The 23888-nt window shown below is 29.1% G+C and carries 18 protein-coding genes; 12 read left to right on the top strand and 6 right to left on the bottom strand.

The window, feature by feature from the left end:
- Positions 1-270: 270 nt before the first annotated feature.
- From BMY96_RS06935 to BMY96_RS06925, 3 genes are all read right to left on the bottom strand, one after another.
- Positions 271-1119, bottom strand: coding sequence for a hypothetical protein (locus BMY96_RS06935; RefSeq protein ID WP_092850797.1), 849 nt, complete (start codon positions 1117-1119; stop codon positions 271-273).
- A 94-nt stretch (positions 1120-1213) separates the two neighbouring features.
- Positions 1214-2662 carry an MBOAT family O-acyltransferase gene (locus BMY96_RS06930; protein ID WP_092850796.1) on the bottom strand — a complete coding sequence of 483 codons (1449 nt, stop codon included), beginning with the start codon at positions 2660-2662 and terminating at the stop codon, positions 1214-1216.
- Positions 2663-2745: 83 nt separating this feature from the next.
- A complete protein-coding gene (locus BMY96_RS06925; protein ID WP_092850795.1) occupies positions 2746-3618 on the bottom strand; it encodes a hypothetical protein in 873 nt (290 codons plus the stop codon).
- A gap of 598 nt (positions 3619-4216) precedes the next feature.
- On the opposite strand from BMY96_RS06925, the gene BMY96_RS06920 reads away from it, so the two are divergent.
- The 9 genes from BMY96_RS06920 (at position 4217) to BMY96_RS06880 (ending at position 14689) form a co-directional block, all read left to right on the top strand.
- Entirely contained in the window at positions 4217-5956 is a 1740-nt protein-coding gene (locus tag BMY96_RS06920; RefSeq protein ID WP_092850793.1) for an HAD-IIIC family phosphatase, read from the top strand.
- Positions 5941-6174: an acyl carrier protein gene (locus tag BMY96_RS06915; RefSeq protein WP_092850792.1), complete on the top strand. Its 234-nt coding sequence runs from the start codon at positions 5941-5943 to the stop codon at positions 6172-6174. Before BMY96_RS06920 ends, BMY96_RS06915 begins: the two co-directional genes overlap by 16 nt.
- 4 nt (positions 6175-6178) lie before the next feature.
- Positions 6179-7630, top strand: a complete 1452-nt coding sequence (locus BMY96_RS06910; RefSeq protein ID WP_092850791.1) for an MBOAT family O-acyltransferase — start codon at positions 6179-6181, stop codon at positions 7628-7630.
- 1 nt (position 7631) lies between these two features.
- Positions 7632-8543, top strand: a complete 912-nt coding sequence (locus BMY96_RS06905) for a hypothetical protein (protein WP_139205227.1) — start codon at positions 7632-7634, stop codon at positions 8541-8543.
- Positions 8544-8646: 103 nt separating this feature from the next.
- Positions 8647-9681, top strand: a complete 1035-nt coding sequence (locus tag BMY96_RS06900) for an EpsG family protein (protein WP_245750553.1) — start codon at positions 8647-8649, stop codon at positions 9679-9681.
- Between the two features lie 43 nt (positions 9682-9724).
- Entirely contained in the window at positions 9725-10618 is an 894-nt protein-coding gene (locus BMY96_RS06895) for a glycosyltransferase family 2 protein (protein WP_092850787.1), read from the top strand.
- A 109-nt stretch (positions 10619-10727) separates the two neighbouring features.
- Positions 10728-12128, top strand: a complete 1401-nt coding sequence (locus BMY96_RS06890; protein WP_139205226.1) for a phenylacetate--CoA ligase family protein — start codon at positions 10728-10730, stop codon at positions 12126-12128.
- Between the two features lie 22 nt (positions 12129-12150).
- Complete coding sequence (locus tag BMY96_RS06885) at positions 12151-13311, top strand: glycosyltransferase family 1 protein (protein ID WP_092850784.1); 1161 nt, start codon at positions 12151-12153, stop codon at positions 13309-13311.
- The gene (locus BMY96_RS06880; RefSeq protein WP_092850783.1) at positions 13292-14689 is read left to right on the top strand and encodes a phenylacetate--CoA ligase family protein; all 1398 of its coding nucleotides are present in this window, start codon (positions 13292-13294) and stop codon (positions 14687-14689) included. The genes BMY96_RS06885 and BMY96_RS06880 overlap by 20 nt, the downstream gene beginning before the upstream one ends.
- A 128-nt stretch (positions 14690-14817) precedes the next feature.
- Here BMY96_RS06880 and BMY96_RS06875 read toward each other — a convergent pair whose 3' ends face one another.
- The 3 genes from BMY96_RS06875 to BMY96_RS06865 form a co-directional block, all read right to left on the bottom strand.
- Positions 14818-15753: a hypothetical protein gene (locus BMY96_RS06875; RefSeq protein WP_092850781.1), complete on the bottom strand. Its 936-nt coding sequence runs from the start codon at positions 15751-15753 to the stop codon at positions 14818-14820.
- A gap of 3 nt (positions 15754-15756) precedes the next feature.
- Positions 15757-17175: an MBOAT family O-acyltransferase gene (locus BMY96_RS06870; RefSeq protein WP_092850779.1), complete on the bottom strand. Its 1419-nt coding sequence runs from the start codon at positions 17173-17175 to the stop codon at positions 15757-15759.
- A gap of 579 nt (positions 17176-17754) precedes the next feature.
- Positions 17755-19728 (bottom strand): right-handed parallel beta-helix repeat-containing protein, encoded by a 1974-nt coding sequence (locus tag BMY96_RS06865; protein ID WP_092850777.1) that lies wholly within the window; start codon positions 19726-19728, stop codon positions 17755-17757.
- Positions 19729-20215: 487 nt separating this feature from the next.
- Between BMY96_RS06865 and BMY96_RS06860 the strand changes: the two genes are divergently transcribed.
- From BMY96_RS06860 to BMY96_RS06850, 3 genes are read left to right on the top strand one after another with little or no spacing between them, the layout of a single operon-like run.
- Positions 20216-21373, top strand: coding sequence for a glycosyltransferase family 4 protein (locus BMY96_RS06860; RefSeq protein ID WP_092850775.1), 1158 nt, complete (start codon positions 20216-20218; stop codon positions 21371-21373).
- A complete protein-coding gene (locus BMY96_RS06855; protein ID WP_092850773.1) occupies positions 21374-22783 on the top strand; it encodes an MBOAT family O-acyltransferase in 1410 nt (469 codons plus the stop codon).
- A gap of 5 nt (positions 22784-22788) precedes the next feature.
- Complete coding sequence (locus BMY96_RS06850; protein ID WP_092850771.1) at positions 22789-23727, top strand: hypothetical protein; 939 nt, start codon at positions 22789-22791, stop codon at positions 23725-23727.
- Positions 23728-23888 lie beyond the last annotated feature (161 nt).

The following is a 23888-nucleotide window of genomic DNA, read 5'->3' as shown; positions in this document are numbered from 1 at the left end:
TAGAAAGCTGTAACAATTAAATATTTTAATATTTAGTTGTTATTATAAATCATCATCATTACACCATAATTAGTGGTAATTAACAGGTTATAAATTGAAACAAACAGAAAAAGCACATTTTTTCTAATTTAAATAGAATGTTATCCAAAGTTAGGTATAGAAAATAAATAGAAATGCATAAAAGCAAAATTAGTCCTAAAAGAGATTTACAAACTAATATTAAACTGAAACTATACCATAAATTACACTTTCAACTAATTCAACCATCGTTTAATGCCTGTTGTTTGTTCGTTCTTTTATGTTTTTCATTAACACAGAAATAATTATATTCGTTTTAATGTCAATTCCTTCGTATAACAGATGGTACGGCGAATCGTAAAAATATTTGGAATCCAAAATCATTTTATCGGTCGGGTACGCATAATTTAAGCTTGCTTTTTTATAATATTCAACGTTTACTTCAACTAAATTTTCACTTAGATTATAGCTGTTTTTTTCATACATAGGAGGGATTAATAAAATAAGGTTTCCTCTTTTAGTGAAAGTGTCAGTAAAACTTTTAAGATAGTTCGTGGATACAACATTTATTATATCTGGGTCGATATAGTCCTGATGCTTTTTATTTTCCCAATACCAATGAGCGTTACAATCGCCAAATTTATTAAAAGCACTAGCCCTATTGTGGCTTTTTTGATTTGGAAATGTACCCTCTTTCAATTTAATTAGAAATCTAAACCTTTCATTAACATAAGAAAGAAAATCTCTAGGAGAAATATCAATTTTAAAATCCGAATAATTTAAGTTTTCTATACGTAATTTTGCCAATGGCTGATTGCCAAAGTAATCATCTAAAATTAATTGGTATTCGGGAACGATAACTATAATATCATTTTTATTTAAATAATTTTTAATTTCACTTATATAGAAGTCTAATCCATAATGAAATCGATGGCCATAATTAATTATTTGATAGTCCGGGAACGAAGATTGAATTTTATTGGAATCAAGGCCTAATGCCAGATTACTTCCACCAATAAATACTATTTTTTTTTTATCCTTATTTTTTTCTAATAATTGATGTTTTAGTTTTAATCCTCCGTCAAAGTCATAGTCAGACATCAATGGGAATTTTAAATGCATACAAAATAATAATAACAATATTATTATCGGAAAAGCTATAAAATAACAAATTTTAATAAAAAACTGTTTCATATTAAAATTGAAAATAAATAAATTGTTGTTCTTTACCTCCAAACCAAAATATGGCGATAATAATTATATAATACATTAAGTATCTTATTGGTCGTTTCCAATTTAATCCTAATTGAGCAATTGCAAATTCGCCCGCTCTCCCTTTCCACTCAACTAAAACAAAAATTCCTACAATAAAAATTATTATTAAAGCACTTCCAATTCCATCAAATTTTGGTAAGGTAAAAAGTGATGATGAAAATATTTCAGAAATATAACTTAATGCATGGTTAATGTTATTTGCTCTAAAAAATATCCATGCGAAAACAGTTAAACTAAAAGTTAGCAATATAGCAGAAAACTCTCTAATATTCGGGAAGTTTTTTCCTTTAGCTACAATATCCATATTATTACGATTATTTTTAGTAAGCATAAGTGGTAGAAAATAAATGGCATTTAATGCACCCCAAACAATAAAAGTCCAATTTGCACCGTGCCAAAACCCACTAACTATGAATATAATAAAAGTATTTCGGACTTTCATCCATGTACCACCTCTACTTCCACCTAAAGGAATATAAAGATAATCCCTAAACCAGGTTGATAAAGAAATATGCCAACGCCTCCAAAACTCTGCAATATCTCTTGAAAAATAAGGGAAATTAAAATTTTTCATAAGGTCAAAACCAAATAAACGTGACGTGCCAATCGCGATATCCGAATAACCAGAGAAGTCACCATAAATTTGGAATGTGAAAAACAAAGCACCTAGCACCAAAGTACTTCCATTCATATCTGCAGAATTATTAAATATTTGGTTTGCATATTCCGCACAGTTATCAGCAATTACAACCTTCTTGAATAAACCCCAAAGTATTTGACGCATCCCATCAACGGCTAATGCGTAATCAAATTTTCTAAACTTGTAGAATTGAGGAAGTAAATGTTTTGCTCTTTCAATAGGTCCTGCAACTAATTGCGGAAAGAAACTCACAAATGCAGAAAATGCGATAAAGTCTTTTGTGGGTTCAAGATTTTTTTTATAAACATCAATAGTATAACTCAAAGTTTGGAAAGTATAGAAACTAATTCCTACTGGTAGTATAATATTCAATGAGTTAGCTTTAATTTCTGAACCAAAAAATGAAAAAGCAGTTATAAAATTATCAAGAAAGAAATTGTAATATTTAAAAAAACCAAGAAATCCAAGATTTACCAAAATACTTGTCCAAAGTAAAACCTTCCGTTTAGTTTGCTTCTCTTCGGTTAGCAGCATTCGTCCAATTGAATAATCAACAATGGTACTAAAAAGAATTAGCGATAAAAATCTCCAATCCCACCAGCCATAAAAGATATAACTTGCTACAACTATTAAAAAATTCTGTAGCTTCAAGTTTTTGTTTGTTACAAACCAATAAAGTATAAACACTATAGGTAGGAAAATCGCAAAGTCAATTGAGTTAAAAAACATAAAATTCTATCTATTCGTTTAATGTAATAATTATTCTATTCTTAGTTTATTTTCGCTATTTCATCCGTATTACTAAACATTTGTTATTTAATAAGCTCCTTTGTCATTTTTATAGCTCCATTTACAGAAAGATGGTCTCCATCTGGAATAAAACAGCTCTCATCAAATCTTAAATTGTAAAAATCAATAAGTTTTAAATTAAACTTATTGATTATTTCATCATATTTATTTATAAATTTTTTCGGGATTTTTTCTTTATAATACGGATCTAAAGGTGTATTAATTATCACTAAATCAAATTTATATTTTTTACTTAGATTGATTATTTCTTCTAAATAAAATAAATTTAAATTAGAGTACCCATTAACCAATTTGTCCTTATAAAAATGATAATTAATCCTTTTATCCATAATTCTTTTTTTCGATGCAGTACTGTAGAAATAATTGGAGTAACCTCCAAATTTTGAATTATTCACTAAGGGCCTAAAGCTGCTCTTAATCAAAATTTTAAAATAGTTATGTAAATGATTACTTTTGTAATTTGAATAAAGTACCTTTTTTTGCTCACTAAAAGGTAGGAGGTAAAAATATTTTGGAGCTGTTGAAAATGAACTTTTACCATAGACAAAATCATCATTAATACTGCTTAAACTGTGATATCCTAACCCCAAATACACCTTTTCTATATTATTTTCTGATTCAAGTATTTTTTTTAATCTAAAATATGAGAAGTAAAATGTTTCAGCCTCAACAGCAATATTTTGACTTTCCACCAATAAACTATCCACAATTGCATATTGTATGTGAGAGTCACCAACATATAAGTTTTTAATCGCTGGATCAATTTTATAATATTCTGATTTAGGTAAAAAAACTAACGCAGCTATACTTATAATTAAAAGAAAAAGAAACGGTATTAATAAAAAACTTAATATTCTTTTTAAAAAATATTTCATCTAAAAATATATTTATGTAATAGTTGTTAGGTTTTAAAACATACCAAAAAAGTAAATGCTCTATTTATTTTTAAAGAAAATACTTACCAAATTCATTTAACAAGTTTTAACTTTTATAGTTCAAATATAAATGTATTTTACTTGCGTTGCACAAAAAAAATATAAATTTTACTGCCATTTTTTTTATGAAGCCTTTGAAAATGAAATACTAAGCCTCATGTTGTTAAACAAACATCTCTATTTTTTTTACTGCAAATTAACAACCAAATAAAAATAACACTAATAATATGTTAGGTAAAAAGAACTTACACTATAATTTGCAACTAACAAGTTATACTTATTAACGATATTATTCGCAACGCATTAGGACGTTTTTGTTACTTGGTTAGATAATATTACATAGCAATAAAATAAATGCATATTAAATTAAAACAAACTAAGTTGACTTAATATTTTAGTGTTTATTCTTTTTATTATTCTCTTTAACTAGTCAATAACACATTTAGACGAAATTTTAAATAAATATGATTGGGTTTTAAAAAAAAATAACATATTTGCTTACCAAATTATATAAACTTATACCCTAAAATTATTAAAAATGGACTTTAATTTAAGTTTTAGAGCACTTCAAAAACTTGCAAAAGATTTCCCCAAAAGTAATACGGCAATAAAAATTGCAGTTCTTGGAAATCATACTACAACTTTTTTCTGTAAAGCGATTGAAAATCAACTTGTTTTGGCAGGTTTTAATCCTAATATTTTTGAAGCTGATTTTGACCAAATTGATATCACTTTAATTGATGCAAGTTCAAAGCTATATGATTTTAACCCTGAAATTATAATTATATTTGAATCAACGCTTAAAATCAAAGACGATTTTTATGCCTTAAAATCAAATGAAGCACGTGCTCAGTTTCATAATGATTTGTTAAATAAAGCTAAAAACCGAATAGATTTTTTAAATAAAAATAACAGTAGTGCAAAAATTATTTACGCATCCTATGAGTTATTAGATGATGAACTTTATGGAAATCTTTTTTCAAAAGTACCTCATAGCTTTTATAATCAATTATGGAAAGCCAATACTGCGCTTATTAATATATCTGAAAATGAAAATAATTTTTATGTATTTGATATTAATAAACATATAAAAAATATTGATGCTTATAGAGATTGGCCAGCTTACATAAATTCCGATTTGCATTACACCATAGACACATTTGCACATTTTAGCTACCACATGACTTTATTCATAAAAGCTTTAAAAGGTAGTTTTAAAAAATGTTTGATTATTGATTTAGATAATACAACCTGGGGAGGTATTATTGGGGATGATGGAATTGATAAAATACAAATTGGAAACTTAGGTATTGGAAAAGCATTTACCAAATTGCAAAAATGGATAAAGGAATTAAAAGAGCGAGGAATAATTATCGCGGTATGTTCTAAAAATACTGAAGAAGTAGCTAAAGAGCCTTTTATAAAACATAGCGAAATGGTTCTAAAACTAGAAGACATCTCCATTTTTGTTGCTAATTGGAACAATAAGGCTGATAATATAAGGTATATACAAGAAGTACTTAATATAGGTTTTGATTCTATGGTATTTATAGATGACAATCCAGCCGAACGAGATATTGTTAAACAAAGTTTACCACTTGTTACTGTACCAAATTTGCCAGAGGATCCTGCATTATATTTACCGTATTTAACAGACTTAAATTTGTTTGAAACGGCATCATTCTCGAGTAATGATAAAGATAGAACTTTACAATATCAGCAGGAAGCTGAAAGAAAAAAGCTTATTACATCTGTAACCAACATGGATGACTACTTAAAGTCATTAGAAATGATTGGAGAAATTAAAAGCTTTAATTCTGAAGATGTATCACGTATTGCGCAGTTAACACAACGTTCCAACCAATTTAATCTAAGAACAAAGCGTTACACAGATGAGGATATTATTCATTTTATGAATTCTGAAAACCATGTAACTTATAGTATAAAACTAAAAGATAAATTTGGAGACTACGGACTAATATCTGTAATTATATTAGAAAAAACCGATGCCAACACTTTTTTTATTGATACTTGGATTATGAGTTGTAGAGTATTAAAAAGAGGTGTAGAATATTTTGCTATGAATCAAATCGTAGAACAGTTATTACAAGTTAATGCTAGTAATTTAATTGGAGAATATTTAGAAACACCAAAAAATAAATTGGTTTCAGATTTATTAGACAAACTAAGCTTTACAAAAACCAATGAAATTAACTATAACACAGAATTAAAAGAATTTAACAACTTTAAACATTTTATCTCATGCAAGAATATCTAGACGAATTAAACCTACTTTTCCGTGAAGTTTTTGAAAATGAAGACATAACTCTTACTCCTGAAACTGTAGCTAGTGATATTGATGAATGGGATTCTATAAATCACATTTATTTAGTAGTTGAAATTGAAAAACACTTTAATATAAAGTTCACGAGCTCTCAAATTTTAGAATGGAAAAACGTTGGTGAAATTGTAAATTCTATTCAAGAGAAAAGATAAAATTATGATTTTTAATTCTTTTGATTTTTTTGTTTTTTTACCTATTGTTTTTTGCGCTTATTGGTTTATTTTAAAAAAGCATTTAAAATCTCAAAACGTTCTATTATTAATCGCAAGTTATGTGTTTTATGGCTGGTGGGATTGGAGATTCCTATCGCTTATTATGCTAAGTACCGTAGTAGATTATTTTGTGGGTCTTCAAATTTTTAAAAATGAAGACGCCAAAATACGAAAAAGGTGGTTAAGGATATCTGTTTTGTTTAACCTAGGCTTGTTGGGATTCTTTAAATACTTTAACTTTTTTATTGACTCATGGGTTGATGCTTTCAATAGTATTGGCTATCAAATGGATTACTACTCCTTAAATATAATTCTTCCGGTAGGTATATCGTTCTATACGTTTCAAACAATGTCATATTCCTTAGATATTAGTAAAAGAAAACTAGAGCCTACTAAAGACTTCATTGCCTTCGCAACTTTTGTTGCTTTTTTTCCGCAATTGGTAGCAGGTCCTATCGAACGGGCCTCCAATTTATTACCACAGTTTTTTAAAAAAAGAAAATTTGATTATAATACCGCAGTGGATGGTGCTCGCCAGATGCTTTGGGGTTTGTTTAAAAAAATTGTAATTGCAGATAATTGCGCACCTTATGTTAATGACATATTTCAAAATTATTCAGACTATTCTTCTGGTACGCTAATTTTAGGTGTTGTTGTATTTGCATTTCAAATTTATGCAGACTTTAGCGGCTATACAGATATTGCTATTGGAGTTGCTAAATTATTTGGTTTTAATTTTAAAAGAAACTTTAACTACCCTTATTTCTCTACTAATATTTCCGATTTTTGGAAGCGTTGGCATATATCATTATCCAGTTGGTTAAATGATTATGTGTTTACACCACTTGCAATAGAATATAGAGATTACAAGAAATATGGTATATTTTTGGCACTATTCTTAACCTTTTTAATTTCGGGCTTATGGCACGGTGCAGGTTGGAATTACATTGTTTGGGGTGGCTTACATGGCTTATTTTATATTCCCGTAATTTTTTCTAAAAAACGATTTAGTTCTATTTCATCTAATAAGATTAATTCGAAAAACAAAAGTACATTACGAGATTTTCCTAAAATGGTTTTAACTTTCGCAATGGTATGTTTTACATATATTTTTTTTAGAGCCATTAATCTAACAGAAGCTATAAACCTTAATAAGGCCATAATTAATGGACTAATAACGAATAACATATTTGATATTAAAATACCTGATATTAGAATAGTCCTTTTCATACCTTGCCTTATTCTTATTGAATGGTTACAAAGAGAAAAAGCATACGGGTTGGATTTGCAAAAAGTAAATTCTACAGTTTTACGATGGGTAATTTATTTCATATTAATAAGTGTTATAATTATTTTTGGAGCAAAAGCACAATCATTTATTTATTTTCAATTTTAAAATGAAAAAATTTATAAAAAAAACATCATTATTTTTTCTAATATCGGCTGTACTTATGTCGTTATTTTTAATGGCTTTTGGAGGGGTAGTAGATAGTTTTTATTTAAAGTTTACAACGCCTAAGGCTAAGTCCATGATAATAGGTGACTCAAGAGCTTTAATGGGAGTTGTACCTAGCACCATAAATAATAAATTAAAAAATGAAGGATACGAGCTTCCTATAACAAATTATGCATTTACGATTGCTCAAGCTCCTATTGGTCCATTGTATCGAAAAAGTATATTAAAAAAGCTTGATCCAGAAACTAAAAATGGGTTATTTATACTTTCTATTTCTCCATTAATGTTACTTTCTGAAAATTCTCATGATAATTATAAAAATGAATTCATTGAAGACGACATGTCTCCTCACAATATGAATTCTGTAGATGTAAATCCAAATTTTGAATACTTAATAAAAAATTATAGTAATTTCCATTTTAAAGCCATTTTTAAGCGAAAACTTATTTTACATAATGATGGTTGGTTACAGGACAACAACTTACCAAAAAATAAAAATGAGTACGAAAACAGAAGAGAATGGTGGCTAAATAGCTATAATAATTTTGATAAAAAATATGCGTTCTCTAATTATCGTTTAGCAAGTTTAGACACTTTAATAAAAACATTAAAAGTTTATGGAGAAGTACATTTAGCTCGATTACCGGTAGACTCAATTTTTCTAGAACTTGAAGATAAGATGGTGCCTGGTTTTGATAATCTAATTGATTCCATAACTAAAAAAAATAAAATTAAATATTATAATTATAAAAATACCAGTAAAAAATATAAAACACTTGATGGTATGCACATTACGAAGTTGCTTAGCAATACATTTACTGAAAGCCTGTGCGACTCTATTTTGGTTAAGTAAATTAATTTCATTCCTGTAACAAGAAGATAAATAAAATATGAATACTCTAGTACCTTTACATTTATATTTTCAAGTTTATATAAACGTCTTCTTTTTTTTAATAATGTTTACATTATTACATACTAGAATATTAAAACTAGATGATCCTAAAAACATAAATTTTATAAGGGTAGCCGGATTACTTATATTAGTCTTTGCTATTTTATACATTGGACAAAGACCTATAAGCGGAAGGTATTTTGGAGATATGAGAACCTATTCTATATACTATGCCGATTACCAATTGGGAGCACCTCTGAAAGGCACTAAGGATCTTTTATTTCATATATTTATGAAAACGTCCTCCTACTTTGTTTCAGTCCATACGTTTTTTACAATTTGCGCTATGGTATATATACTTCCATTGGCAAGAATTTCCATAGTCCTTTTTAAAGAGTATTGGTATTATGCTTTCTTTATGTTTTTGGTTTCTTTTTCTTTTTGGGCTTATGGCACTAATGGTATTAGAAATGGAGCAGCCGGCTCGTTATTCTTATTAGGACTAAGTTATAAAAACAATAAATTTATTATGGCGCTATGTTTTTTTATAGCAGTATCTTTTCATAAAACCATGTTTTTACCAATATTTGCTTATCTCATTACATTGGTTTATAACGATCCTAAAGCCTTCTTAAAAGGCTGGTTAGCTTGTATTCCCTTATCCTTGGTACTAGGTAGTGTTTTTATAAGTATATTTAGCAGTATAGGTTTTGGTGATGATGATAGGCTTGCTGGTTATTTATCGGGGCAATCTGCAGAAGGCACTTTTTCTAACACGGGGTTTAGATGGGATTTTCTTTTCCACAGTGCTTTTGCCGTTTTTGCCGGTTGGTATTTTATTATTAAAAAGAAATTTCATGATAAATTTTATTATCAATTGTTAAATACGTATCTCATTTGTAATGGGTTTTGGATCTTAGTTATTAATGCTAACTACTCCAATAGATTTGCCTATTTATCTTGGTTTATGATGGCTATAGTTATAATTTATCCTTTACTAAAACAACGTCTTTTTAAAAATCATCATTTCATGATTGGTAAAGTATTATTTGTCTATTTTATGTTTACATATTTAATGGCCTATGTTTTTTATGCATAAATAACATTTTATTAACAAGTTAAAATTTAATAAACTTTTTTAGATGACTAAAACAATTACTGTATTTACGCCTACTTATAATAGAGCTTATTGCTTAAATAAGTGCTATGATAGTTTGGTAAATCAATCCAACCAAGATTTTTTATGGCTAATTATAGACGATGGTTCTTCAGACAATACGAAAGATGTTGTAGAATCATGGATTAAAGAAGCAAAAATATCAATTCAGTATCATTATCAAGAAAACCAAGGTATGCATGGTGGCCACAATGCTGCTTATCGTCTTATAGAAACACCTTTAAACGTTTGTATTGATAGTGACGATTATATGGCAGATGAAGCTATTGAAAACATACTTGAAAATTGGAAAAAAATCAAAGACAAACCCAATTTTGCAGGTCTAGTAGGCTTAGATGCAGATGAAAGTGGTACTATTATTGGAACAAAAATTCCGGAACATTTAAAAGAAACAACGCTATATCAATTATATAATACGCACAAAGTTTTAGGGGATAAAAAGTTAGTATTGCGCACCGATGTAGTAAAAAAATACCCACCCTACCCTATTTTTGAGGGTGAACGTTTTGTACCTCTAGGCTATTTATACCAATTGATTGATCAAGATTATAAATTATTTCCTGTAAATGAAGTTTTTTGTATTGTTGAATACATGCAAGACGGGTCCAGCATGAACATGCTTAAACAATACAGAAGGCACCCACAAGGATTTGCCTTTTCAAGAAAGAGTAGAATGAAATTGGCAGAGAATTTTAAAGATAAATTTAAAAATGCCATCCATTATGTTTCTAGTTCTTTATTCAATAAAAACTGGAAATTTATTCAAGAATCGCCAAAAAAACTTACAACAATCTTTGCTATTCCGTTTGGTGTACTCTTAAACATATATATTAGAGTAAAAACTAAAGGTGATTTTTAAAAGGTTTTACCTATCCTAAATAAGGATTAAGTTTTTGGAACTAGCCTTTTTATGCACATTGTTAAGAAACCCGAAAATTCATGAAAATTATAGAGTAATAGAATAGATTATGGCAGGTTTAAAAGAGACGATATACAATATAATGCCCCACCCTATTAAATTTGTATTGCTAAATATTAAAGGGTATTTAAATAGAAAACAACGCTATAATAAACAATTTGATTTGTTTTTGGAGGAATACAAAACACTTTGGAACGCTGATCTCAAAATTATTAAACAGTTTCAGAAAGAAAAATTAATTGTTTTACTTTCTGAGATTTTAGATCATTCAGATTGGTATTCTGCCAAAATGAACGTCTTGGGTATTACTAAAACTGAAATATTAAATAATCCATTTGAAGTGCTTACTAAAATACCAATTTTAGAAAAAAACGATAGAAAAAATAATGTTGAAAGCTTATTAAACAATAAACGAGAAACAGCCATGGTTGGCCATACTAGTGGTACATCGGGCTCACCAACATTAGATTATATCGATATCGAATCCATAAATGCTTCATTTGCATTTTGGAAGCGCTTTCACCATACCATTGGCATTAAACCAAACACCAAACAAGTTAGATTTTCAGGACGATTAATAGTAGATGCTAAGTCCAGTAAACCACCTTTTTGGATGTATAATTATTTTGATAATCAATTGTTAATGTCCACCTATCATTTAACAGAAAGTAATTTAGGTCATTATATTAATAAACTCAATGCATTTAAGCCCGAATTACTAGATGGATATCCTTCTGCTCTTTATATTGTTAGTAAATACATTAACAAACACAATTTAAAACTAACCTTTATACCCAAAGCCATAGCGGTAACTGCCGAAACCTTATACGATTACCAAAGGGAAGAAATCGAAAAAGCTTTCCAATGTAAAGTCTATAATCAATATGCTTCTAGCGAGGGAAGCCCCTTTATTACCGAATGTACGGCAGGTGAATTACATTTAAATTTAGATTCTGGTATATTCGAGTTTATTAATATTAAAGGTGAACCTGCCAAACCCGGTGAAATAGCCAAACTTGTAGTAACTAGTTTTATAAATTATCGCACGCCTTTAGTAAGATATAGTATAGAAGATACGGTTCTATTAAAAAGCGATAATGCTTTATGTTCGTGTGGTTGCCAAATGCCACTAATCGAAAAATTAATTGGACGCGAAGACGATATTTTATGGACTGAGGCTAAAGGGTTTGTTGGCCGAATGGATACAGCTTACAAAGGACTTGTAGGTATTAATAAAGGCCAAATTATACAAGAATCACCAAGTTTAGTTATAATAAACCTAGAAACAGACGCCTTATTTACTAAAAAAATGGAAACCCAATTTTTAAACAATTTAAAGGCTAGATTAGGAGATCAAATTGAGTATAAATTAAATAAAGTAGATGCTATCCCTTTAGGGGCTAATGGTAAATTTGTTGCGGTAAAGCGCAAATTTAAACTCAATTTATAAAAATAGATAACACATTTCTAATATGACCCCAATACGAGTTTTACAAATATTTACCATAATGGATCGCGGCGGCGCAGAAACTATGATTATGAATTATTACAGAAAGCTAGACAAAACAAAAGTCCAGTTTGATTTTTTAGTACATAGACCTGAAAAAGGAGCCTACGATGACGAAATTGAGACCATGGGAGGCATTATTTACAAGTTACCACAAATAAATCCATTTAAGCCCAAGGCTTATTATAAGGCTTTACGTGCGTTTTTTAATAGCCACAACAATTATAAAATTGTACACTCCCATCTAAATACATTTAGTTACTTTCCGCATAAAATAGCCGCAGAGTTTAATATTCCATGCCGTATTGCACATGCGCACATTGCTATAAATAAAGTAAGTTTACCCTCTATAATTTCTGGTAAAGAAAGTTTAAAAGAAAGTTTAAAAAAACTGGTAAAACTCCAACTAAAAAAACGCATAAAACAACATGCAACCCACTATTTTTCTTGTGGAGATAAAGCGGGAAATTGGTTGTTTGGTAAAACGCCTTTTAAAACCATAAATAACGCTATTGATACCGAAAAGTTTAAATATAACCCTACCATTTCGGCGAGATATAAAAAAGAGTATGGACTAGAAAATGAGTTAGTTATTGGGCACATTGGCCGGTTTGTTAGTCAAAAAAATCATGCTTTTTTAATTAAAATATTTGCAGCATTATTAAATAAACAACCTCATGCTACCCTAGTATTAATTGGTGATGGCCCCTTACGAGCAGGATTACAAACTGAAGCTAAGCAATTAAAAATTGATCATAAAATACAATTTTTAGGGGTAAGAACCGATATTCCAGAACTTTGCCAAATGATGGATGTTTTTGTATTTCCCTCATTTTACGAAGGGCTTCCGGTTACTCTAATAGAAGCCCAAGCTGCAAGTTTAAAAATTATAGCCTCCAACTCTATTACAAACGAAGTAAGCTTAACTAACAATATTAAATTCCTTTCTATTGAGGAACCGGCCGAAGTATGGGCACAACACATTTTAGATTTAGATGCTTCTAAAAAAATAGACCAATCTAGTTTTATTATTAATGGTAACTACGATATTATTTCTAATACTAAGCAAATAGAGCTGTTTTATTTAGAGCAAAATAACACTACACATGGCACAATTACAAGATAAATTATATAAGTACGCCCCTCATTTTCTTCAAAATTCTTTAGTTAGTATTTATAATATTTTAGCGTATAGAGGGCGCAATTCTGGCAAATACCACGAGTTTTTAAAACACTATAAAGCCAATAAAAACTTGTCGTTACAAGAGTTAAAAGCTATTCAATCCAAAAAGTATACAGCATTTATAAAATACGCCATTACAAATTCTAAATACTATAGCAATACGTTGTCTAAACTAGACTCTCCAGAAAATATTGAAAATATACGTTTGCTTCCTATCGTTAATAAAGAGCTAATACGGCAAAATATTAGTGATATTTATACCATAAAAAAAAGTGAAGGCAGTGTTGCAAAAACAGGAGGCACAACAGGAAAATCTTTAGAAGTAGTATATCTTTTAGACGACTCAAGAGAGCGTCATGCTATTTTAGATTATTTTAGGCATAATTTTGGTTACCGTTTAGGTAAAAAAACGGCTTGGTTTAGCGGTAAAAATTTATTAACACCAAAAGATATTCGTAAAAACCGATTTTGGAAAACAGACTATATTTATAACGTACGCTACTACTCTACTTTCCATATACATTCTAAATATTTAAAATACTATATAGAAAACCTTATAACATTTAAGCCGGAATATTTTGTAGGATTCCCATCTACCATGTACGAAATAGCAAAGTATGGTATGCATTATAATATTGTATTTCCTGCTGGCATTATTAAAGCTATTTTTCCAACCGCAGAAACCATTACCACAGAAATTAGAACCGTTTTAGAAACTTATTTTAAAACAAAGGTATATAATCAATACGCTTCATCTGAAGGATCTCCATTTATAATTGAATGTGAGCAAGGTAACTTACATCTCGAATTACAAAGTGGCGTTTTCGAGGTTTTAGATAATCAAGACAACCCATGCACAAATGGTCGTTTAGTAGTTACGCCTTTTAATACAAAGGGTACACCATTAATTAGGTACGATATTGGCGACCAAATTGAACTAGACGAGCCTACAGCAGTTTGTCCTTGTGGCAACAATAACCCTTTAGTAAAACATATTTTGGGCCGCATCTCCGATTATATATACTCGGAGGAAAAAGGGAAAATTAATTTAGGCAATATATCTAACTGTTTAAAAGGCGTAAAAGGAGTCATTCGGTTTCAAATACAACAGCATCATATAAATGCTTTATTGGTACTTCTTGAAAAAGATGATAAAACCTTTACTAATAAAGACCAAGACGTATTTCTTAAAAATTTAAAAGATCGTGTTGGTAATCGTATTAAAATAACACTAAAGTTTACAGATAATATACCTGTGGAAAAAAGCGGTAAATACCGATTAATAAAAAATACTATTAAGGATGAAATTGTAGAGCAATAGCCTAAAACTAAGTGTCCCTAGCTATAGATAAAACATAAGAATATTTTAACTAATATTAGTAAAATATTACCATACAGATTATACTTCAAAAAGTAAGGAATAGGAAAGATTAATTAACCGAGGAATTTTTATTTAATTTCAATTAATAACTGCTTAAACTCCTCCGTAAAAATTTCAGCTCCATAGTTTGACAAATGGATTTTATCTTTCCAATATTCAAATAAGTTATTTTTTTTAAAATAATCTGTCATGTCCAGATATGTCAACCCCATATTTTCCATTGTTTGACTAAATTTTAAATTATCTTCTTTACATTGATCATTATATTTTGGAGAGGTAAATAAAATTAATTTTTTGTTATTTTGGTCGCAAAATAATTTAAGTTCACTTAAATAATTTTTATAAATTTCATTAATTACAAAAACATTTTCGCATTTTACAGATGCTTCATTTTTTAAAATATTTTTAAAAATATTTTTTTGATTTTCAGTGACAAAAATAGGATCAAAACCTGAGTAGTTTTTATAGTTGTAATTTGGGTGTAAGTAATTTTTAATTATTCCAAGTACTGTTCTATTGTATCCTAAACTCCAATAAAATTTCTGAAAACGGTCTGCTTGTTCAAGTTTATCAATTTCATTTTTAATAAGTGGATTTCTATGATATTTAGTACCTAAAACCTGAATATCATCACCTTTATAGTTTTTTAAGTAAGCTTTTTCTGGATCTATATGTAAAAGTACGGTTTGTTCCTTTTTTCTTGGTAATATTTTAATCAAAGTAGCGGCAAAAGATAATTTCCGACCATCTGCCCCCATATTAAAACTGTTTTTTGATATTATTTCAGGATTTAAATTTCGATTTGCCCTTGAACTGCCAAAAACAACAAAATCTAAACTGTCTTTTAAAACTATATAATGATTTAATTTACCAATACTTTGGCCTGTAAATACCTTATCACTTATTTTGTTTAATGAAAAAAAAACAACTTTATCCGTTAAATATGTAAAAATTAAAACTAACGTAATTGTTTTAACTATGTATTCTATGTTCTTTAGATTCATAATTTAAAATTGAAAATAAATAAAATTATTTGAAGAAGAATAAAAAAGATTAATTAGCATTATTACAATACAGGATACAATTACAATTTTTAATAAACTGAACTTAGCTCCTAAGTTTTCTAAACTTAAGTTTTTATTGAAAAGGTATAAATCAAAAATTAAACCAATGGATAAAACTAATATAGAATTTGTTATCAAATTTATATCTCCAATAAATGGGGCAGAAAAATTAAATTGAAAAATTTTTTTAATAGCAACAAAAGCTGAGTTTAAATCCTGTGACCTAAAAAATATCCATGAAAATATTACAATCCCAAATGTTAAAGGGTAACCAAGAAAATCAACTGTTTTAAATTTATTAGAAAACCGAATAGATTTTAAAAATTTCTCTAAACTTAAAACAACGCCATGAATACCTCCCCAAAAAAGAAAAGTCCAATTGGCTCCATGCCAAAGACCTCCTAGTAACATAGTTAACATTAAGTTTCTATACGTTATCTTTATTCCTTTTCTGTTTCCACCTAAAGAAATATATAAATAATCTCTTAACCAAAAAGATAAAGATATGTGCCATTTTCTCCAAAACTCCGTAAGCGATTTAGAAAAATAAGGTAAATTAAAGTTTTGATTAAATTTAAACCCTAATAATTTAGCAGTACCAATAGCTATGTCAGAATAGCCAGCAAAATCGAAATAAATTTGAAAAGCATATAAAACTGTTGCCAAAAGAATAGTTGATGAATTATATAAACTTACATCTGCATAAATTGTATCAACGTATCCAGCAATATTATCTGCAATAACAATTTTACGAAACAAGCCTATAAGTATTTGAATAACTCCTGCATTGAACCATTCTTTTTTAAAAATCCTCTTTTTCTCTATCTGTGGTAATAAATTGGAAGCCCGCTCAATAGGACCCGCAACTAACTGCGGGAAAAAAGACACATAAGTGAAGAATGACACAACATTATAAGTTGGTTTAAATTGTTTTCTATAAATATCGATAGAGTAACTTAAAGTCTGAAAGGTATAAAAACTAATACCTACAGGTAAGATTATATTTAGAGTTAAATCATTTGGTTGCCAACCAAAACGATTCATTAAATCTGAAAAGGATTCTGCGAAGAAATTATAATATTTAAAAATGGATAAGAAACCTAAATTAGCAACTAAACTCACAATTAACCATTTTTTTCTTTCCCTTTTAGTTTTAGATGCAAATATTTTAATCCCGGCTCGAAAATCAATAAACGAACTAATTATTATTAAGGATAAAAACCTCCAATCCCACCAAGCGTAAAAAATGTAACTGGATAATAATAATAATAAATTTTGTTTTGTTAAATCTTTGTTTAAAACCCAATAGATAGTAAAAACGATTGGAAAAAAAATTAAAAATTCGAATGAATTAAATAACATGGTTATTAATAGTTTTATTCTTGCTTTTTATAATTTACTGTATTCAAAATAAAGTCTAACTTTAATGATGTTACCTCGAATTAAAGAGTACTATAATCCAATAAACAAAGTTAGAATTTTCTGATTACAAATCAATAAGCACTTATACGTACTTATCAATAAAAAATTTAATTAATTTTTTGAAACTAGAACAATACGCACTAAAGTATAAAACTTCCTATATTTTTGAGACCATTAAATGGAACTAAAACCATCTTTAATTTTTAAATTTGTAATTTCAATTTCCTTCCAACAAACTACAAAAACATCAATACATATTTGTCTTTTTGTGGTTTCTCATTCTTTGTCAATTACCTATGTTGCCATATTATAAAAAAACCACACTTTTTTAAAGTGTCCCAAAAAACCTAAATCGTGTAAATTGATTTAGTTCTATTAATTTTAAAGATGGAATCATTTAAATAAATTTAATTTTTAAAACCAACACGGTTTACACGCTACTATGTAAAAAAAACATTATTAAAAAAGGGAAGACTATGTACAATCTTCCCTTTTTTTAGTAATCTTTTTAACTTTAACTTAATTACAAGTATTCCCTTTCTCAATAATTTCATCTTGACTCTCCGAGCCGTTATTTATACATTGAAATCTAGAAGCACCTGTAGGTTCATAAATAGTATTGTTTATAAGTGATACATTGTCATGATCGTCGTATAAACGAATGCCATCAAAATCTGTTGGTTTTATTGTATTATTAGAAATTGTCAAATTTGTTGAGTTTGCTATTTGAATACCAGCAACTTCATTATTGGAAAAATTAACTCCATTAACCTGCAAAAAATCTATTTTTTTGTCTGTTTTACAAATATTATCGGTAACAGAAAAGGTATAATTAGCATGCTCTGGTTTATTATTACTATTAGAAAATTTCATGTTTAAAAATCCTGCAGATAGGGTATTCCCTTTTATTTCCACATTGTTTAGCCACGTATTACCTACAATGATACCAAAAGTATTTGCAGTAACATTATTATTATAAATATTAGAATTAGTCGATTTTCCTAACAAAATACCTGAAGTTACTCCAGAAATCACATTACTATGAACTTCAATATAAGCAGAACTTAAAATCATACCAATATTATAATCCTCAATGGTATTACCATAAATTTCATTATTATAAACCGTATCACCATCACCAGTAGCAAATATTGCATAGTCAGATTTCGATGCTCCTAAACCTTTAAATCTATTATTAATAATTTTGGTCCCATTGGTATAAGCATATGTTACTGTTGTTTCAAAATCATTATCTTCAATAGTTACATTTTGACCAATATGCACAGAAATGGAACCTCCTCTACTTCCTGTTTCTTTATTTCCACGTATTATTATATCTGTTACTTTTTCACGTTCAACTAATATTCCGTTAGCGTCACGTACTCTAGTTGCCTCCATATTCATGGCATAACCAACCTCTCCACCAGTGGAATTTGGTCCTGGTTGACCAGTATTTGTAAAGGTGTTTCCTTCAAAAAGTATATCACGCCCATCAGTTAATGCAACTGCCATTCTTCGTATATTGGTAAACTCGCAGTTTAAAACTTTTATATATCTACTAGGGTTGTACCATGCTTCAAAAGTGGCTCCTAAAGAATAGATGTTTAAACCTCCTTTAGAGCCATCAATAAACTTAATCCCATCTAATATAACATTACGCCCAGATTCTATATAAAATAAATGAGCTCCTTCTAAACCATTATTATCGGGAGAAAAATATCTAACCTTTCTATCTCCGTGCAAATTCCCTCCAGTAACAGTAATATTATCCGCATCTCGAATGGCAAAAATGGCTCCATTTTCTAATCTTTCTGATTGAGCAGTGGCAGGTTGGATTCTTAAATGAGTATTGTCTGTCATTACTAAATTAAAGTCTGAAGGAATATTTACAGCTTCTACTGAAGGGTAAAAATTTGTCCCTGGTGCATTACGAGATCCTTCAAAATAAGCATCTATTACATCCATTTTAAATGTTGTTGCCCCTAATTCTTTAATTAAAGACATGGTAAATTCTAAATTTTTATTGTTATCCCAAGCAATATCAGAAGTGGTTTCGCCCTCAACAATATCCCAACGTTCTGGTAAAAAATTGAATTCTGGTTTGGTAAGTTTTGGAGTTTGCCCTTTTACGTTTAATGTGTAGTTTAAAAGTTCGCCATCAATGGTGTTACTGGCACCAAAATTAATTGTGCCATTAATAATATCGCCACCAGCATAACTAAGATATACACTGCTTGGCAAGGTAATTGTTTGTCCATCCAAATCTAGTATGCAATCTATTACAACTGTTGAGTTTGCTGTAGCACTACTTAAACTAAAGGCACAAGGCGCAGTTGGGTCTACTACTGGGTCTTCTACTTCTTCTTTAATGTTATCGGTTTCTACTAGCTCTTCGGTAACGATTTGGTCTACAAATAACTCTTCGTTGTTGCAAGATGTTAAAGTAACCACCGTTGCCATTGCCAAAGCAATGTTTTTAATTGTAATCTTCATAATACTAAATAATTAAGGACATAAAATATATTGTTCAATGATATAATTTTTTTTTGAAAAAACCGACAAACTGTTCAAATAAATCGATAAATTAATACTATAAAACATAAAAACATCGACAAAATACCTAATTTTAACGTTTAAAAACAGTTTTAACCTATATATCACTCATTAACTTACGTTTACTTTGTGCTTTTTGGACTTCGAGCCGTAAAAATAATAGCAAATATTTTATAATAGACCTTTTGTTAATAAAAAATAACAATTTTAACTAGCTGTTTATAAGCTTTTTATAGTTGTATCATGTAAATTTTATACACTTTATATAATTATTTTAAATATATATGTAAATCACATTTAATTTTTATTTAAACTACAATGCCACTTTATTACCAACGTAGTAAATAGAAACTAAGAAACCGTTTACATAACAAAATAACTTTTATATATTTACGCCCTCTTGAAATACGCAGATATTAAAGTCTTTATGAAGAAAAAAATTATTAGAGTTACAACAGTACCAGCATCCCTAAGAGGTCTACTTTATGGTCAACTTAAATTTATGTCGGCGCATTACAATGTTATTGCAATTTCCTCCAATGATGAGTACAACCTTCTTAAAATGGTTTCGGAAAGAGAAAATGTACCTACAGTTGCTATAGATATGACTAGAAAAATCACACCAATAAAGGATTTGATTTCGGTATATAAACTCTATAAATTATTTAAAAAAGAAAAGCCTTTTATAGTACACTCGCATACGCCTAAAGCAGGAACACTATCCATGATTGCGGCCAAATTTGCTGGTGTACCTCATAGGTTGCATACCATTGCTGGTTTACCGTTACTTGTGGCTACAGGTAAAAAAAGATGGTTACTAAACACGGTTGAAAAAATTACTTATGCAGCCGCTTCTATGATTTATCCAAACTCCCATGGTTTGTATGATATTATTTTAGAAGAAAAGTTTACTACCAAAAATAAATTGAAAGTTATAGCACATGGGAGCTCTAATGGTATAGATGTCGATCATTTTAGTTTAAATCATTTTAGTAATACAACCGAAAACAAAGCCCTAAAACAAAAGTTAAATATTGCAGAAACCGACTTTGTATTTATTTATGTTGGGCGTCTAGTGGCCGATAAAGGTATAAAAGAACTTCTAGAAGCTTTTAATACTATATCTAAAACGCATAAAGATGCTAAACTTTTATTGGTAGGCGATTTTGAAACAGATTTAGATCCCTTAGATGAAAAAACATTAGAAATAAAAGATACCAACCCACAAATTATATCTACAGGTTGGGCTACCGATGTTAGACCTTATTTTGCTATTGCCAATGTTTTGGCTTTCCCTAGTTATCGCGAAGGGTTTCCTAATGTAGTAATGCAAGCTGGTGCCATGGAATTACCTGCCATTGTTACTAATATAAATGGTTGTAATGAAATAATTATTGAAGGCGAAAATGGCTGTATTATTCCTGTTAGAGATGCTAATGCCTTACACGACGCCATGTTAAAAATATATAATAAAACTTTTGTTTACGATAAGGCTAAATGTAGAGAACTTATTGTAAAGCGCTACCAACGCCAAGTAATTTGGGATGGCCTTTTACAAGAATATAAAAACCTAGAAAACAAATAAATGTTATTTAATTCTGCCATATTTTTTCTGTTTTTACCCTTAGTACTTCTTTTATATTGGGTAGCTCAAAGAAATTTAAAATTACAAAATGTAATTTTATTAGTTAGTAGTTATGTGTTTTATGGGTGGTGGGATTACCGGTTTTTAATGTTAATTGCTACAAGTACTATTGTCGATTATTTTGTAGGAATACAAATTTATAACTCTAAAGAAACAGCTACTAAGAAAAAATGGATGCTTGCAAGCATTATTTTTAACTTGGGACTTTTAGGCTTTTTTAAATATTATAATTTTTTTGTGAATTCTTGGATAGAATCCTTAAGTCTGCTTGGTTACACAGTGCAAAACAGCTGGACTTTAAATATTATACTTCCTGTAGGAATTTCGTTTTATACGTTTCAAACGCTATCCTACTCTATTGATATTAAAAGAGGCAAACTAAAACCTACAACTAATTTTATAAGTTTTGCCGCATTTGTTTCGTTTTTTCCGCAGTTGGTAGCGGGTCCTATTGAAAGAGCGTCTAATTTATTACCTCAAATATTAACATCTAGAGTTTTTACAAAACGTAAGATAGCCTCGGGCGTTAAACTTATAATTTGGGGCTTCTTTTTAAAATTAGTCGTGGCCGATAGAGCGGCTATTTATGTAGATGCTGTTTATAATAATGTAGAAAACCATGATGGTATAACGTTTATGGTGGCCACAGTTTTCTTTGCTTTTCAAATTTATGGTGATTTTGCGGGCTACTCTTTAATAGCTATTGGTATTGCTAAATTATTTGGTTTAGAATTAATGGTAAATTTTAATCGACCTTATTTTGCGGCATCGGTTGGCGAGTTCTGGAAACGTTGGCACATAAGTTTATCTACCTGGTTTAAAGATTATGTGTACATTCCATTGGGAGGAAATAAATCTAAAAAAGGACGTTATTTATTTAATTTATTTATAACATTTTTAATAAGTGGTTTATGGCATGGTGCTAATTGGACCTTTGTTATTTGGGGCGCTATTAATGGCCTTTATTTAATTGCCGAAACTTTAATTTTTAAAAAGAAAAGGTCGGGGCTTATTAATATAGCGCTCACCTTTGTACTTATAAATTTAACCTGGGTGTTTTTTAGGGCCAATTCTTTAAGTGAAGCTGTACTAATTTTTAAAGATATGTTTACCAATTTTGGAATTCCATATATTGGTGGAAGAGATGATATTACGGCTCCTGTTTATACTGTAATAGCCATTTTTATACTTGTTTTAAGCGAACTAAAAAGAGAGTTTTTTAATAACTACCTAGTGCTTCCTAAATATTTAAAGGCTACAGCTACACATTTAAGGTACGGTATTATTGTTTTTATAATTTTTTATTTGGGTGTATTTGGTAATAGTCAATTTATATATTTTCAATTTTAATAATTATGACAACTGAAATAAAACGTGTTACCTTATTAATATTAAAATTTGCTGTAGTTATTCTAGTTATAGATTTTTGTTTTGGTATAGTAGCTAAAAAACTATTTTTAAGTCAAGAAACGGGAAAATTTGCGCGATCATCGTACGTAATAAACCAATCTAAAGACGCTATTATGGTTATTGGGAGTTCGCATGCTATTAGACACTACAAACCTTCTATAATTGAAAAAAGCACCGGAAAAACTTGCTACAATGCCGGTGCAGAAGGACAACAACTTATTTACCATACGGCGCTTCAAAAAATGCTGTTAAAAAGGCATAGACCAGAATTAATTGTTTTTAATATAGATGAAGAGTTCCTTTTTAAATCGGATATAGCCTTTAGTAGACTTAGTGACTTACATCCTTATTATGGTGATAATAAAGCAACTTTAAACCCATTTTTAAAGTTAAAATCTAAATATAAAGACCTTAAGCTTTTATTTAAGGCATACCAATATAATTCTACAATTGTTCATGTCTTAAAATATAAGTTTGCTCCACAAATAGCACAAAAAGGATATAGACCTTTAAAAGAAGAAATGACTCCAGAAAAATTGGTGTCTTATACCCAACATCCACCAAAAAAAATTTACACCGAGCAAATAGAACCAATTTTTGTGCAATTACTTAAAGATTTTATTAGCGAAACTAAAAAGCACAATGTTAAATTAATATTTGTTAGCTCGCCTAAACTTATTGAGCGCGACTTATCTAAAAATGAATCCTTTACAACTATACAAGCAATAGCTAAAGCAGAAGGTATACCGTTTTATAATTACCTTAACAAACCAGATTATATTAATAAACTAGACCTGTTTTGGGACCCTTCGCACTTAAACGATAAAGGTGCTACCCTATTTAATAATAATTTGGTTAAAATTATAAATAAGCATCTTGATTAATGTAATTTTCTGAGTGTTGTTTTTCTTACAACACACATAAGTGTTACTTTATTTATAAGACAACTTTAATTTATGAACCTCTTATCGAAAAAAAAGTAATGAATAACGTAAATATATAAATGAACACCAATTGCTAATCATATAATTATATATTTGAATGA

Origin of the sequence: Algibacter pectinivorans (genome assembly GCF_900112595.1) — a bacterium.
Lineage (GTDB): Bacteria > Bacteroidota > Bacteroidia > Flavobacteriales > Flavobacteriaceae > Algibacter_B > Algibacter_B pectinivorans.
This window is presented reverse-complemented; position numbering and strand designations above follow the sequence as displayed.